Origin of the sequence: Paraburkholderia unamae (assembly GCF_003268775.1) — a bacterium.
GTDB classification, from domain to species: Bacteria; Pseudomonadota; Gammaproteobacteria; order Burkholderiales; family Burkholderiaceae; genus Paraburkholderia; species Paraburkholderia unamae.
In genome coordinates this window covers 1-15,342 of sequence record NZ_QLSU01000060.1, presented here as the reverse complement: position 1 = coordinate 15,342, position 15,342 = coordinate 1, and the positions used below count along the sequence as shown (strand labels likewise).

Here is a 15,342-nt window from a genome sequence, read left to right as displayed (position 1 = left end):
CCGAGCGCTTCGGCTTCGTCGATCACGAGCGCCGTGTGCAGCAGCGCCTTCGACGGAATACAGCCCACGTTCAGGCACACGCCGCCGAGCGTCGAGTAACGCTCGACCAGCACGGTCTTCATGCCGAGGTCGGCGGAGCGGAACGCCGCCGAGTAGCCACCGGGGCCCGCACCGAGCACGAGCATGTCGCATTCGACGTCGGCGCTGCCGCCGAAGCTGCCGGCTTGCGGTGCCGGTGCTTTTGAGGCTTCGGCGGCCTTCGGTGCTTCTGCGGCCTTGGGCGCTTCGGCCTTGGGCGCTTCGGCCTTCGGAGCCGCGGCCGGCGCCGCTGCGCCTTCCGATGCCTCGACCAGCGCGATCACGGTGCCCTGCGAAGCCTTGTCGCCCGGCTTGATCTTCACTTCCTTGACCGTGCCCGCGACGTCGCTGGGCACTTCCATCGTGGCCTTGTCCGACTCGAGCGAGAGCAGCGTCTGCTCTTTCTCGATGACGTCGCCCGCCTTGATGTTGACTTCGATGACGTCGATGTCCTTGAAGTCGCCGATATCCGGCACCTTGATCTCTATCACGCTTATGAAAACCCCTGTTGTGTTGCTCGCACATCTCTGTTCAAGCAGAAAGAAGCGTTATCGCCGCTTCGTGCAGAATCGCTCGCCCGCTTCATCAGAGCAGCATCCGGCGGTAATCGGCCAATAGCGAAACCAGATATGCGTTGAAACGGCCCGCTTCCGCGCCATCCAGGGCGCGGTGATCGAACGACAGGGAGAGGGGCAGGATCAGGCGCGGCACGAACTGCTGGCCGTCCCACACCGGCTTCATCGCGCTCTTCGACAGGCCGAGGATCGCTACTTCCGGCGCGTTGATGATCGGCGTGAAGTGCGTGCCGCCGATGCCGCCGAGCGACGAGATCGAAAAGCAGCCCCCCTGCATCTGATCGGGTTTGAGCTTGCTTTCCCGGGCAAGCTTCGACAGTTCGCCCATTTCCTTCGCGATGTCGACGAGACCCTTCTTATCCGCATCGCGGATAACGGGCACGACGAGACCATTCGGCGTATCAGCGGCGAAACCAATGTGGTAGTACTGCTTGAACACGAGGTTGTCGGCCTGGAGGCTTGCATTGAGCGCCGGGAATTTCTTCAGCGCAACAACGACCGCTTTGATCACGAAGGCCAGCATCGTGAACTTCACACCCGCCTTTTCGTATTCCTTGTTCAACTGCGTACGCAGTGCCTCCAGTTCGGTGATATCCGCTTCGTCGTTGTTCGTGACGTGCGGGATCATCACCCAGTTGCGATGGAGGTTGGCGCCGGAGATCTTCTTGATGCGCGACAGCGGCTGCGAATCGACGGGACCAAATTTCGCGAAATCGACCTTCGGCCACGGCAATAGAGCCAGTTCCGCTCCGTTCGCCGAAACAGGCGGCGTCGAGACTGGGGGCGTGCCGGTCGATGTCGTCATCGCGTTCCTGACGAACGCGGTAACGTCTTCCAAAGTAACGCGCTGCTTCGGACCGGTGCTCTGCACGCGTGATATCTTGACGCCCAGTTCTCGCGCGAGCTTGCGCACCGCTGGCGATGCATGGCTTTCGCGATGTGGCTCGCATTCGCGCGCTGGGGCGCGATGCATTGGCGCGGGCGCGGATTTCAGTTCGTACGCTGGCACTATCGCGACATTCGGCTCCGGCCGCGTGAGATCGCCCACAGCGGTGGCAGCGGCAGGCACAGGCACCGCCTCGTCGTGCCGCTCGCCCTCGCTTTCGATCAGCACGATCAGTGCGCCTTGCGACACCTTGTCGCCAACCGCAACCTTCAGTTCCTTGATCACGCCAGCGGTCGGGCTGGGCACATCCATCGTCGCTTTGTCCGATTCGAGCATGACGAGCGATTGCTCCTGCTCGACACGTTGTCCTACTTCCACCAGAACTTCGATTACCGGAATATTCTTGTAATCGCCGATATCCGGCACCTCTATTGGTGTCACCCGCACATTCGTCTCCAACAACAAGCGTTTCAACAGGCGGCGCCGAGCTCTTCACATAGCCGGACGCGCTTCATTCGATCTGATTGCCCACGATTAACCGATGAAAGCGCGAAACGTTCGAGCATCCAATTCGCGCGCCGCTCTCATGGAGCCCACAGGGCAATGGGCTCTAGACAAGCCAGGGGTCGATCAGCCCGCTTGCGTTTCGCCCATATCTGTCGATTGCCTGACGCACTATGCCCGAGTCCTGCTGCCCGCCGTCGACGAGTGCTTTCAACGCGGCGATCACGATCGACGCACGATCCACTTCGAAGAACGCCCGCAACGCCGCACGTGTATCGCTGCGTCCGAAGCCGTCGGTGCCGAGCACAACATAGCGGGACGGCACGTACGCCCGGATCAGTTCGGGCACGGCGCGCACATAGTCAGTCGCGGCGATCACCGGTCCACGTGAGGCGCCCAGCGATTCCGTCACGTAAGGCTGCGCGGGTTCGCCACTCTCCAGCAGCCGCTGCGCGCGCTCCACGGACACGCCGTCGCGATGCAATTCGGTAAAGCTCGTCACACTCCATACGGCCGCGTCGATATCCCAGTCGTCTTCCAACATCTGGGCCGCTGCCTGGACTTCACCGAGAATCGCGCCCGAGCCCAGCAACTGCACCTGGGCGATCTCGACCCGCGCAGGCTCCAGCACGTACATCCCCTTGAGTACGCCACGCCGGACACGATCGACATCCGCTTCAGCTAACTGACGCTGCGCGTAGTTTTCGTTGGTGACCGTCATGTAGTAAAACACGTCGCGCTGACGCCGGATCATCTCCTGCATGCCTTCGTCGACGATCATCGCCACTTCGTACGCAAAGGCCGGATCGTACGCACGGCAGTTCGGTATCGTCGAGGCCGCAAGATGGCTCGTGCCGTCCTGATGCTGAAGGCCTTCACCACCCAGCGTCGTCTTGCCGGCCGTCGCGCCGATCAGGAAACCGCGTGCGCGCTGGTCCGCTGCGGCCCAGATCAAATCGCCGATACGCTGGAAACCGAACATCGAGTAATAGATATAAAACGGCAGCATCGTCAGATCGTGCACGCTGTAAGACGTCGCCGCTGCAATCCACGACGACACCGCACCCGCCTCAGAGATGCCTTCCTCCAGAATCTGGCCGCCCGTATCCTCACGGTAATAGAGCATCGAACCCATGTCTTCCGGCTCGTACAGTTGACCGAGCGGCGAATAGATACCGACTTGCCGGAACAGATTGGCCATGCCGAAGGTGCGCGCTTCGTCCGCGACGACGGGCACCACGCGCGGCCCCAGCGCGGCGTCCTTCAACAGGTTGCCGAGCATGCGCACGATCGCCATCGTGGTCGACATTTCCTTGTTGTTTGTGTCGAGCGCGAATTGCCCCCACGACGACATCGCGGGCACAGACGGCGTGTGCGATGCCGCTGCGCGCCTTCTCGGAAGGTAGCCGCCCAGCGCTGCCCGGCGCGCATGCAGATACTGCATGACAGCACTGCTTTCCTCGGGTTTGTAGAACTTGAGTTGTTCGACATCGGCGTCGGAGAGTGGCAGGCGAAAGCGGTCGCGAAATCCCTTCAACTGGTCGATGTCGAGCTTTTTTTGCTGATGCGTTGTCATGCGCCCCTGGCCGATCGAGCCCATGCCGAAGCCCTTCATGGTCTTCGCGAGAATGACCGTGGGTTGGCCCTTGTGTTTCGATGCCTTTTCATAGGCAGCGTGCAATTTGCGCACATCGTGGCCGCCGCGCCGCAGGCAGTCGATATCGTCGTTGCTCAGATGCGCGGCGAGCGCGGCCAGTTCCGGGTTCTGACCGAAAAAGCGTTCGCGATTGTAGGCGCCGTCGTTGGCGGAAAAAGTCTGGAACTGGCCGTCCACAGTGTGCGCGAACGCGCGCACCAGCGCCCCCGTGCGATCACGTGCGAACAGGGCGTCCCAGTCCGAACCCCACAGCACTTTGATAACGTTCCAGCCCGCCCCCGCGAACTGCGCTTCGAGTTCGTCGATGATGCGGCCATTGCTGCGCACCGGTCCGTCGAGCCGTTGCAAATTGCAGTTGATCACGAACACGAGATTGTCGAGCCCCTCGCGCGCGGCCAGCGAAAGCGCGCCGATCGCCTCGGGTTCGTCCATTTCGCCATCGCCGAAATAGCCCCACACTTTGCGGCCTTCCGTGCGTTGCAGTCCGCGGTTCTGCAAATAACGCATGAAGCGCGCCTGGTAGATCGAGTTGATCGGCCCAATGCCCATCGAGCCGGTCGGGAACTGCCAGAAGCCCGGCATCAGCCATGGATGCGGATAGGAACACAAGCCCGTACCGGTGATTTCCTGTCGGTAATGTTCGAGATGCGTCTCGTTGAGAAAGCCTTCAAGGTAAGCCCGCGCGTAAACGCCTGGCGCCGAATGAGGCTGAAAATAGACGAGATCTCCACCGTGTGCATCGTTCGGACCACGGAAGAAATGATTGAAGCCTACTTCGAACAGGTCGGCCGCCGACGCATAGCTGGCAATATGGCCGCCCAATTCACCGTAGGCGCGATTGGCCCGCACTACCATGGCCAGCGCATTCCAGCGCAGCGCAGCGGCAAGCTTTTCTTCGATATCGAGGTCGCCCGGATACGGAGGCTGCCGATCGACGGCAATCGTATTCGCGTAGGGCGTGATATTCAGGCGCGCCGTTGCGATACCGTTGGACGAAGCGTGGGCCACGAGCCGATCGAACAAGTACTGAGCCCGCTCAGCACCCGCATGCCGGACCACGCCATCCAGCGCATCGAGCCATTCAGCGGTTTCCAGTGGGTCGTCGTCGACTTTCGTCTGACTCAGGGAAAGGATCGAGGGTGTCCCCGTCGATAAGTCGGTCATCTTGCAACTCCGTAAGAGCAATGCGAATTCAGTGGCGAGTGCGCAAAGATTACGGGGGATGCAGCAGAATGTGTGGTCGTAGTTAGGGCTGACGAAGCGGTGCCGCCTGCAATCCCTTCGGCGAAATGCCTGATTTACAGCATTTCTCTTTTTTCCGGGCGGCCTGGCGTGGGCGAGGCGAAGTGATGGACAGGAAGCGCGTTTCGGCGCTGAGATGATCAACAGGTATCAGGAATGGCTCGACGACATGATTGCAGCCGCTCGCGCCGTGCTTTCATCGACGCGCTGAGGCGCGCGCGATTTCACACGTCGGTCGCCGCGTCCGCCAGGCCATCCGCTGGCTCATCCACCTCAGTCGAATCCGTCGACACGGGCACGGCCTTCGACTGCGTGCGCGCCAGCGCGGCGAAGTAACGACCTGGCGAATGCCCGAGCGCTTTCTTGAACATGGTGATGAAAGCGGTTACCGACTCATAGCCGAGTTCGTCCGACACACGTTGCACGGAAGCGCCGCCGGCAAGCTCACGCACCGCAACGAGCAGTTGCAACTGCTGCCGCCAGCGGCCAAACGTCAGTCCCGTTTCACTGACGACGAGTCTTGCCAGCGAACGCTCGCTCATTGCAAGACGTTTGGCCCATTGTGCGATGGTGCTGCGATCGCCGGGATTGGCATTCAATGCGTCCGCCATCTGCCGGATGCGCGGATGATCTGTAACCGGCAGATAGAGGCGCTCGACCGGCATCAACGTCAGCTCATGCAATAGCACGCGCGCAAGCCGGTCGGTATGGCCGCTTTGCTCATAGTCCAGCGGCGCTCCCGCGAGATGCAGGATCATTTCCCGCACCATGGGCGAAACGGACAGCGTGCAGCAATCCTTCGGTAAGTCGACGATGCCAGGCTCTACAAACAGATAGCAAAGCTGGGCATTCGGCGTGGCATGGTTACTGTGCGGCATCTCGCCGGGAATCCAGACTCCGCACTGCGGCGGGACGATCCAGAAGGCGTCCGCGACCTGACAGGTTACGGCGCCGTGCAATGCCAACACCAGTTGCCCCTTTCGATGCTTGTGAATGGGGATTTCCGCAGCATGCTCGTCCAGGTGCATGCGCAGCGCTACCGCCGGCCGATCGATCGCGTCGGGATCCGCAAAATCAGGAAGGCTAACGTAACGTTCCATATCTGGCATTTTTTAGCGACAGGTTGATATTGTAGCGATATTCATGCGGAGAAAGAGTCGGCAGAGTAGATGGTAATCAGCCGCGAGCTCGTCCGTTTTCCCGGCACATTCGCGGGCTCGGCAGCGACCGTATTGCTCGTTCCGGCCGTAGTCAATGAACCCCTGGTCCTCAGTGCCGCGCTCACCATCTGCATCGGCTTCTGTCTCTACATCGCACGTCCTGACCGCACGCCTCGGGCCTACGCATTTCAGCTCGTCGGTTACACGGCGAGCCTGATCGGCGTTCCGTACGTGATGAATCCCGGCGCAATCTTTACCGTTGCCAGCATCTCAGAGCAAGTGCGCGGTTCATGAGTCAGACGAAAGCCACGATGGCATCGTGGTGGATCGATGTGGAGGGCACCGCGAAGTTCAGCGAGCCACCGACCGCGAATTACGCTTCGATTGACCGCTCCCACCGCACAATCTGCCGAGCGGAGCGCCACTCCGGCAACACAAGAATAAAAAATGCTGTCTGAACTGCGGCAATATTTCTCCGTGCAATCAAATGACTTCATGGTTCAGACGAGCCGTATTTCATTGAGTTCCATGAAATATGGAATGACGAAATAATAAATCAGGCGAGACAGATCGGCTTCTTCAGAGAATATCAGAACGGGAAACAATGCCGCGTCACGGCGCATGTCGCTCGCTCCGGCACGACAAGGTCCTCGGCGGTTGAATATGCATCACCGTTCTATTCGCAGAATAAATTAACCTCAGCAATGAGGTAGGTGTTGGTCAATTCAATTTTTGCTTCATCAAACCCACTACATTTTATCTTAACTTACAACCGACTGCGCCTCACTTTTAAAACAATAAAACAGAATTAAATACCCTGTCCAAACCATCCCTTTGAACGCGAGGAGAACAATATGAAAATACGACAAATCAACGTGCACGATCTGATCGACAGTCGCAGAATCGGCAGGAAGCAGTATTTCATCGTCGCCTTCTGTGCGCTGCTCATGCTGTTCGATGGCTTCGACACCCAGGTCATCAGCTTCATCGTGCCCGTTCTCGCGAAGGAATGGCAACTGCCCAAGGCGGTATTCGGCGCAATTTTTTCTGCGGTTTTCTTCGGACTGCTGATCGGCAACTTCGGTATTCCGTTCGCGACCCAGCGCTTCGGCACAAAGAAGATTGCTTTCATGGCAACCGCTGCTTTCGGTCTGTTCACCGTCCTGACCGTCTTTGCCACTAGCGTGCCGCAACTGATCGCCTTGAGGTTCCTCACGGGCATCGGCCTGGGAGCGGCCACGCCTTGCGCGGTCGGCCTCGTTTCGGAATTCAGCCCGAAGAGAACCCGCGCGACTTTCGTCATTCTCGTCTACATGGGGTATGCGCTGGGGTTTATCTTCGCGGGAATTTGCAGTAGCGCTTTGATTCCGCGGTTTGGCTGGCAAGGTCCAATGTGGTTGGGCGGGTTCGCGGCACTGGGCTTGACGGTCGTGCTTATCCCGCTGCTGCCGGAATCCGTGGCCTATCTGTCGAGAAATGCGGATCAGGCTGAGCTGCTTCACGCAACCAGGCGCCTCTTTCCCGATTTCACGCTGCAATCGGACACCGAACTGGTCACTCACGAAGAGAAGGCTGTGGATGCAAGCGTGCTCGGATTGTTCTCCGCGCAATTCCGCCTGGGGACGTTCCTGCTGTGGGCCGTGTTCGCCGTCAACCTGGCCACTTTCTATTTTCTGCAAAGCTGGCTGCCGACCGTTCTCGCGTCCATCTCATTTCCACCGGCGCTCGTGGTTTGGGCGACCATTACCGTGATCATCGGCGGCATGGTGGCCAGTCTTCTGATGGGCCCGATCATGGACCGCACGAGTCCTTACAGAATCTTGTCCGCGGTCTACGTCGGCGGCGCTGTCTCGATGTATGCAATCTCGATAGCAATCGGCTCATCGCATCTGGCTTTACTCACGACGATCTTCTTTTGCGGCTTTTGCATTAGCGGCGGTCAAACCTGCGCCATCGCGTTGTGCACGCTCTTCTATAGCCCGGAATTGCGCGCCCCGGGCGTCGCATGGGCGTATGGATTCGGTCGACTCGGCGCTGCGGGCGGCACTTACCTCGCAGGCGTCCTGTACGCGAACAACTGGACCGCCGACGCGATGTTTCGCGTGGCCGCTGCACCAATACTCGTTGCAGCGGCTTGCGTGGCCCTGATGGGTGCTTGCTATGGCCTGACGAAGAAAGACCTGAAGAAGTCCTTTTCATCCTGACCTTTCATCACGCACTGAATCGATGGACCTTGGGTGGACTGTTCTTTTGTATTGCCTTTGAAATGTGGATCTCTCATGAAAACGAAAAAAATAGAAATCATTGTCGGCTCGCTCGTGGGGCTCGCCAGTTCCGTCGCGCATAGCGAAAATAGCGTCACGCTCTATGGCGAGATCGACAACGGTATTCATTACCAGACCAACGTGGGTGGAGGCAAAGCCGTCTACATGGACTCGCTGGACGGTATCGACGGCAGTCGCTGGGGGCTGACGGGCAAGGAAGATCTGGGAGGCGGTCTCAAGGCCATTTTTACTCTCGAGTCTGGAATCAACGTGAATAACGGACAACTTGCCCAGGGCGGCACGGCGTTTGGCCGGCAAGCGTTCGTCGGACTGAGCAGTGACACCTACGGCGCTCTCACCTTCGGCCGTCAATACGATATGGTGTGGTATTTCCCTGAGTTTCTTACCGGTTCCGCAGCGGTTGGGGACCTGCCGAGCGGGCATCCGGGAGATTTCGACAATACCAGTAACAGCGTGCGATTCAACAACTCGGTACGCTACATGAGCCCGGATTTCCACGGCTTCTCGTTTGGCGTTGTATATAGCCTTGGCGGCGTACCCGGCGACTTCACTTCGACGTCTGGCTACTCAATTGGAGCCGGTTACACACACGGTCCGCTTCAGGTCGGCGCGGCGTTCGATTACTTCAAACACCCGACGGCGACACCAGGTAACGGATGGTTCACCAACTATGCAAGCGGCTTCAATCTGCTGGCCTCATCACTGAACTCGGCCTATCAGGTCGCACAAGCCTACCAGGACGCCGTCATCGCGGCGACCTACACGATCGGCAACGCGGCAGTCAGCGCCTCGTACTCGAATACTCAATACGCTAATCTGGGTGCGGCGTTCCTGAACGGTACGGCCATCTTCAACAACTATGACATCGGTTTGAACTACCGTTTCACACCGGCGTTTTCCGTCGGCGTCGCGTATGACTATACGAATGCGCGGAGCGTCACGACGGCACAAGGCAAATCCGTCGGCAATCAGCACTACAATCAGGTGGCGTTCATCCTGGACTATCTGCTGTCGAAGCGTACCGACGTATACTTCTCAGGCGGCTGGCAACGTGCTTCCGGCACATCGTCGACGGGCACGCTGGCGGTCGCCGACATTGGCGGGTCCGGAGATTCGTCGAATAATCACCAGATGGTTTATCGGCTCGCTATTCGACATAAATTCTAGGGATTGTCGCTCGCCAACGCTTTGACATAAGGATGCGGCGGTATTTCATCACCGACATGCCGACGCCACTGTGGTTTCTCAAGGTTGCTGGTTCGACACCCGATAGTATGGTGTCGAACCAGCGCCTGCATCATAGACATCCTGATTCCGGCGAGTCTGTGACATATCGGGCGGATAGGCCCGCTGCCTGCCCGAGTTTTTCGGAATCCAGCCGTCGCGTTCTGCCTGAACAAGTTCGGCCCGGACCTCGGCACGCGTCTTCCCAATCTTGAGCTCCGCCGCGGAGCAGCTTGCATCGACCACACCCGCGCTTGCGGCCAACGGGAAGAAGATCAAGAAGCAGAGTACCGGTGTAATTATCGTTCGCATGAAAAATTCCTTCTGTGTAAAGCCGTGGTTCCGCGTTCAGACGAAACCATACATGGTGAACAACATGATGTACGGGATTTCCTGTCCCTCCGAATTACAGACAAGGATGTCCAGCTTCTGAATGGCGCATATGGACACTATCGCCTTTGCCACTTGCGAAAAGATGAGTTTCATGACGATTGACTCCCCTGACCCTACGGTTGACCTCTCGGCGACCTGTCAATGGCGTTGACTGGCGCGCGACAGTTGCATCATCGGTAAGCGACGCACGGCGGCCATCTACAGTGCAGAACTTTTTTTCACTGCCGGCTCGAAGCACGAGAACCGCAAACTCCGGTGCTTTGAAGCGTCTTCATGATTGGTACTTTATCCAGATTCGACTGGTCTGAATTTGTGGAAAATGACAACTTATCTGCAAAAACTGCCAGAGCTTTTTCGGCGCACGGCGAGAGGTGGCCTCATTCGTTCGGACAGGATCCACGAGTTTTTAAGTGGAATCGCTGAGGCAATCAAGCTGCCGATTTTATCGCTGGCAGCGTGGCGAAGTATGCTTCATCCGGTGTCTGATCGGCCAGCCTGGAATGAGGTCGATTCTGGTTATACCAGCTCAGGTAGTTGCCGATTGAGCGGCGGGCGTGGCTGACCGAGTCGTAGGCTTTCAGATAGACCTCTTCGTATTTGACGCTGCGCCACACCCGTTCAACGAACACGTTGTCACGCCAGGCGCCTTTTCCATCCATGGACAGAAGAACGCTCCGGCTGAGCACTGCGTCGGTGAATTCGGTTGCGGTGAACTGGCTGCCTTGATCCGTGTTGACGATCTCAGGCAGCCCGTATTTCGCAAACGCTTCCTCCAGCGCCTCGACAGCATGGCAGCTCTCCAGCGTGATCGCCACCCGGTGTGCCAGCACCCGACGGCTCGCCCAGTCCACGACAGCCGTCAGATATACGAAGCCGCGCGCCATCGGGATATAGCTCGTATCGAGCGCCCAGACCTGATTGGCCCGGTCGATTTTCCGGTTGCGAAGCAGGTACGGCCAGATCCTGTGGGCTGCACGCTTGCGGCTCGTGTTTGGCTTGCGATACAACGCTTCGACGCCCATGCGCTTCATCAAGGTGCTGACGTGTCTGCGCACGACCTTGATGCCTTCGCGATGCAGCAGCCGTGCCAGCATTCGCGCCTCCGCAAATGGATGCTCGAGGTGAAGCTCGTCAATCCGGCGCATCAATTTCAGATCCGCTTCGCTGACCCCGCGCGATTGGTAATAGGCGCTCGACCGGCTGATGCCTACCAGCCGCGCCTGCTGTGTCACCGGCAGGGCGTGATCACGATCGATCATCGCCTTACGCCCAGCAGTCCCGCCTTGCTGAGCGCGCTTTCTAAAAAATCGTTCTCCAGCGTCAACTGCCCAATCTTCGCGTGCAGTACCTTCACGTCGACTGTCGGTGCCGCTGGCGCCGAGTTGCCCGCGTCGAACACATCGGCAACCCGCTCCTGCAGTTGCTTCTTCCAGTCCGTAATCTGGTTCGGATGGACATCAAACTGCTGGGCCAGCTCTGCCAGCGTCTTGTCGCCCTTGAGCGCTGCCAGGGCCACCTTTGCCTTGAACGCTGGCGAGTGGGTCCGTCGGTTTCGTTTCGTCATCTTCTGGTTCCTTGTTGCCGGCCATTATGGCCGACTCACGCCCCAGCTTTTCCACTCAACGAACCGTCCGAATTCCCGAAGCCACCTCTCAGCTCGGATGCTGGCTGCGCAACTGGCTTACATATTCTGTTAGCGGTGCAATGTGCGGGGCGTTGATCTTCGCCTGCCGGGCTGCTCTCGCGGTGAGGTCACGTAACGCTCTTGGGCCGTCCGGTAATACCGTGGTGACGGGTTGATGTTCTGCTTCGTGAAATATTTCATCGACCGGTTGGACGTGGACCACAGACATGGCACCGGCTATCTGACCGACATCCGCAGACGACGTGGCTCCAGCAAAAAAATAGGCGGCTGCGCGAACTTGGGCATAGTCATTGACGTACCAGTACGGCTCCCGGCCCGTTTGCGGGTGGCAATAGCCGTGGCGCTCGCAGCCTGTCAGGCGCCCCATATAGGTTTCCATTCGGGCGACCAGAGAGTTGCCTGAGAGCGCAATCATGTAGCGCCCATTGGCGGGCTTGATATAAAGCCGTTCGTCTTTGAGCCCGGTAAGGCTTATCTTCTTAACGGCGGTTTTCTGTTGACATGGCTGGACGAGAGATGCGCCGAGCACGGCGTTTAACTCTGCCGCAAGTGCCCACACCTGCTCCTTGACGCTGGCTGTATCCAACGACGACCTCCATTGGCCATCCCCGCGATTGCGACGACGCTCGAGCATGATACCAAGGACGTCGCGCCATCTTGCCAGCACCAACGTAACTTGCCGCGCTTCCGCTCCGTCCGGCTCTCCCGAGGAAGCCCGCAGCGTGAAGCGCGGAACACTGACTAGAAGAGCCCCTGTTGCCGCTCATCTCGCGCCGGCGGGGACGACACTTTCGCGCGGCGTGCAGTGCGACGGCGCGCGATCCGCCGAACGTGCGCCACGAGCTCGGCGCGTACTTCGGCCGACTCCAGCACAAGTGAGAAGCGGCTCACCCCCTCGGGCCCTGGACCCGGGCAGAAGCGTAAGGATCCCCGCAACGCGTGGCGACGCACCCGATCAAGCAGTTGGGCGCGACTCATGCCCGGCCAGCAGGCGGCGACCAGCGCGATCACGGGCGGTGGAAGTGATTCGGGTGCACAGCCGATGGGCAGCGCAATAGCAACGAGTTCGAAGCGGTCGGCCATGACGTGTGGAAACGCTGTACTAATCCGCCCCGAAGGCCAGGGCGATTGACTCATGTTGGCGCAAATTTCGCTGCGCTGCAAACCCCCTGCTCAGTTACGCCGGGCCTCCGAATAGCCGCGCGCCAGAGGCGCCGTCGGACATCACCTCCGTGCATCACTGATCCAGGTTTCTTCAACAAATGTTCGATGCAACCAAGCTATAGTGATAATTTTTATTATCATAATGCATCTATTTTTTGATTAAACTACGCGATTTTAAACATCGCCGGATGCGGTCCCGCGGCCTGCCCGATGCCTGTGAATTCGCAATCCTCAACTCCAGCGAGATGAAGGCGCAGCTCCTGAGCTGCGCGTCATTCCAGGCGTTTCATCGGTCACCCCTCCGCGTTCGCCCCGGTAGCCCGCGTCGGCGTTAGAGTCGATATAAAAGAATGGCGGTTCACGAGGCGTAGAGCCAATCACTCAACGCATCTGGCTCCGGGCGCGTCGCCACGAATACCCTGAAAATCCAGGCTCGGAGTGTGTCGTTGGTTGGCGAACTGGCCTGAGCGGCAGCCGGGCGAACAAGCAAAGGCGTTGTCAGCCTGACGGGAAGAAAGAACGAAGAACTCCATCTGGCTTTGTACAAGGGTGTTCTCCATGCAGCCAGGCATCAGGATATAGGCGTCTTGCCTGGGCGGCTCGTCAGGCGTGGGAAGCGTGCGTAGTACGGCGTCAACTGACTAATGAACAAAAGAAACATGCAAACTGTTGCGGTACTCGACTTCGAAACAACCGGGCTTTCGCCGAATCTGGGCCGACCGCGCTACCGAGATTGCCGTCATCCTCCTGCGTGACGGTCAGATTGTTGATCGTTACCAGAGCTTGATGAACGCAGGACGGCGCATCCCGTCCGATGTCGTTGCTCTCACCGGCATCACGAACGACATGATCGCATCGGCTCCTCCTGTATCGAAAGTCATGAGGGAAGCTGCAGCGTTTGTTGGAAATCATCCTGTCGTTGCGCACAACGCCGGTTTCGACAAACGGTTCTGGGAGGCCGAACTGGGGCTTCTTGGAGCGCCAGCGGAGCATTCGTTTGCTTGCACGATGCTCGTCGCCAGGCGGATCTACCCACGCGCCCAGAGTCACCGCCTGTCTAGCCTGGCGGAGATGCTTCGGTTACCGAAATCGTGTCGTGCTCACCGGGAGATGGTTGACGCTGAGGTCGCCAGCCATCTATGGAGCCGATTGCAGCACGACATCGCTCAAACCTACGGGCTGAAACGAATCGATCACGCGCTCATGGCTCGATTGCAGAAAACCAGCAAGGCGAAGGTTGCGACATTTCTGGGTTCGCTGTCTGACTACTGAGCCCACAGCGCCGAACAACCTGGACCGCTCCTCGATCCGCGGGGGAGCGGCCAGAGAGGCCCTACAGAGGCAGTGTCGCGTTGTCGTGTTGAGGACGCAGTAGCTGATCGAGCGCACCACCCGCTCAGGCTGGCGAGCATTTTCTCCAGTCCGTGTGAATGGCTTTGGCCATGTAGACGGCCTCCTTTTCTGAGCGGACGTCCGTTGGGAGCTGGGCAGTCAACCATTCTGGGCGCCCTTATTGTTCCGCGCGCTGCTTGAGGTGGTCCTGGGTTGCTACGTGTGTCGCGTTCGGCAAAGCCACAGAACGACGTGACGTGTTGCCTGCCTTACCGACACGCAGATGCGTGCCGGCGGTGGGACTGCGCGGTTCTTCCTAATCAGACGCGGCTCTCACGCGCGGCCGCTGCGAAACTGGGCGTACGTCATGGGCTCTTTTCGCTGGAGATGAAAAAACGGCTTGCCAGAAGGCGTTTTCCTGTTGCGAATCGCTAACACCGTTGATACGCTTAGCGCCAGCTTAAGACGGTGCAGTAACGCGAAGCGTCGTGCCCCGTCTTAAGCGGCTCTCAACCTGATAGAGGATCATTCATGGCAACGAAGACCGCAACGAAAGCCCCGAAGGCCGCAAAATCGGCCGCACCGAAAGCAGCACCGAAGGCCGCAAAGCCGGTAGCCAGGAAGGCCGCGCCGAAGGCTGCTGCTCCGGCGAAGAAGGCTGCGACCAATGGCGTACTCAAGCCGCTGAAGGAAACGTTCACGAAGGCCTCGTTGGCAACGTACGTTGCCGAGCAAGCCGGTGTCGAGCCGAAAGCAGCCAAAGCCGTTCTGGCTGCGCTCGAAGACACGATTCTGGGCGCGGTGCATAAGAAGGGTGCAGGTGAGTTCACACTGTCGGGCCTGGTGAAAATCGGCGTCCAGGCTGTCCCGGCGAAGAAAAAGCGCTTCGGCAAGGACCCTTTCACGGGTCAAGAGCGCTGGTTCGATGCAAAGCCGGCAACGGTGAAGCTGAAGATTCGCGCGCTGAAGAAGCTGAAGGACGCTGCCGCAGCCTGAGGCCCGATGCGACGTTGACAGGAAGCCCGCCGAGCGGGCTTTTTGTTTTAAGGGCGCCGCCACCGCCATCGAGGCCAATCATGCACTGCTTGAGGGAACCCTACTAAGTCGGGTCTGAAAAATTCGAAGAGCCCCGTGCAGCAAGGGTTTAAAGCGGAAAGTTGTTGATGCATTTGCAGGATCCTGGCAGATTATGGGTAG

Annotated in this window: 11 protein-coding genes and 1 pseudogene; 5 read left to right on the top strand and 7 right to left on the bottom strand. The window is 58.9% G+C overall.

The features are described 5' to 3' along the window. The 4 genes from C7401_RS43905 to C7401_RS43890 all read right to left on the bottom strand — a co-directional run. On the bottom strand, window positions 1-575 hold a 575-nt coding region (locus C7401_RS43905; protein ID WP_146758109.1), incomplete at its 3' end, for a biotin/lipoyl-containing protein. 88 nt (window positions 576-663) lie between these two features. Then, a complete protein-coding gene (gene aceF / locus C7401_RS43900) occupies window positions 664-2,013 on the bottom strand; it encodes a dihydrolipoyllysine-residue acetyltransferase (RefSeq protein ID WP_112178315.1) in 1,350 nt (449 codons plus the stop codon). A gap of 136 nt (window positions 2,014-2,149) precedes the next feature. After that, window positions 2,150-4,864 (bottom strand): alpha-ketoglutarate dehydrogenase, encoded by a 2,715-nt coding sequence (mdeB, locus tag C7401_RS43895; RefSeq protein WP_112178314.1) that lies wholly within the window; start codon window positions 4,862-4,864, stop codon window positions 2,150-2,152. Between the two features lie 302 nt (window positions 4,865-5,166). Next, window positions 5,167-6,051 (bottom strand): AraC family transcriptional regulator, encoded by an 885-nt coding sequence (locus C7401_RS43890; protein ID WP_220092916.1) that lies wholly within the window; start codon window positions 6,049-6,051, stop codon window positions 5,167-5,169. Between the two features lie 60 nt (window positions 6,052-6,111). On the opposite strand from C7401_RS43890, the gene C7401_RS43885 reads away from it, so the two are divergent. From C7401_RS43885 to C7401_RS43870, 3 genes are all read left to right on the top strand, one after another. Next, window positions 6,112-6,396 carry an FUSC family protein gene (locus C7401_RS43885; protein ID WP_112178312.1) on the top strand — a complete coding sequence of 95 codons (285 nt, stop codon included), beginning with the start codon at window positions 6,112-6,114 and terminating at the stop codon, window positions 6,394-6,396. A 560-nt stretch (window positions 6,397-6,956) separates the two neighbouring features. After that, on the top strand, window positions 6,957-8,306 hold the full coding sequence (locus C7401_RS43875) for an MFS transporter (protein WP_112178311.1): 1,350 nt from the start codon (window positions 6,957-6,959) through the stop codon (window positions 8,304-8,306). A gap of 75 nt (window positions 8,307-8,381) precedes the next feature. Further along, window positions 8,382-9,554 (top strand): porin, encoded by a 1,173-nt coding sequence (locus C7401_RS43870; protein WP_112178310.1) that lies wholly within the window; start codon window positions 8,382-8,384, stop codon window positions 9,552-9,554. A 78-nt stretch (window positions 9,555-9,632) separates the two neighbouring features. On the opposite strand, the gene C7401_RS43865 is transcribed toward C7401_RS43870, so the two are convergent. The 3 genes from C7401_RS43865 to C7401_RS43855 form a co-directional block, all read right to left on the bottom strand. Next, entirely contained in the window at window positions 9,633-9,923 is a 291-nt protein-coding gene (locus C7401_RS43865; protein WP_112178309.1) for a DUF4148 domain-containing protein, read from the bottom strand. A gap of 509 nt (window positions 9,924-10,432) precedes the next feature. Then, window positions 10,433-11,568 (bottom strand): IS3 family transposase gene (locus C7401_RS43860; protein ID WP_373864503.1). Its coding sequence is split into 2 segments (ribosomal slippage): window positions 10,433-11,304 and window positions 11,304-11,568, totalling 1,137 coding nucleotides; the frame shifts between segments, so codons are not numbered across the junction. Between the two features lie 88 nt (window positions 11,569-11,656). Further along, on the bottom strand, window positions 11,657-12,235 hold the full coding sequence (locus C7401_RS43855; protein ID WP_112178307.1) for a hypothetical protein: 579 nt from the start codon (window positions 12,233-12,235) through the stop codon (window positions 11,657-11,659). A gap of 1,237 nt (window positions 12,236-13,472) precedes the next feature. Here C7401_RS43855 and C7401_RS43845 point away from each other — a divergent pair. After that, window positions 13,473-14,085, top strand: a pseudogene (locus tag C7401_RS43845) (3'-5' exonuclease). Between the two features lie 591 nt (window positions 14,086-14,676). Then, window positions 14,677-15,141, top strand: coding sequence for an HU family DNA-binding protein (locus C7401_RS43840; RefSeq protein ID WP_112178305.1), 465 nt, complete (start codon window positions 14,677-14,679; stop codon window positions 15,139-15,141). The last annotated feature ends 201 nt before the right edge of the window (window positions 15,142-15,342 follow it).

Bases quoted from the DNA above. Each gene is read 5' to 3' on its own strand.
- mdeB (WP_112178314.1), bottom strand. From the start codon at position 4,864: ATGACCGACTTATCGACGGGGACACCCTCGATCCTTTCCCTGAGTCAG.
- C7401_RS43890 (WP_220092916.1), bottom strand. From the start codon at position 6,051: ATGCCAGATATGGAACGTTACGTTAGCCTTCCTGATTTTGCGGATCCC.
- C7401_RS43885 (WP_112178312.1), top strand. From the start codon at position 6,112: ATGGTAATCAGCCGCGAGCTCGTCCGTTTTCCCGGCACATTCGCGGGC.
- C7401_RS43875 (WP_112178311.1), top strand. From the start codon at position 6,957: ATGAAAATACGACAAATCAACGTGCACGATCTGATCGACAGTCGCAGA.
- C7401_RS43870 (WP_112178310.1), top strand. From the start codon at position 8,382: ATGAAAACGAAAAAAATAGAAATCATTGTCGGCTCGCTCGTGGGGCTC.
- C7401_RS43865 (WP_112178309.1), bottom strand. From the start codon at position 9,923: ATGCGAACGATAATTACACCGGTACTCTGCTTCTTGATCTTCTTCCCG.
- C7401_RS43840 (WP_112178305.1), top strand. From the start codon at position 14,677: ATGGCAACGAAGACCGCAACGAAAGCCCCGAAGGCCGCAAAATCGGCC.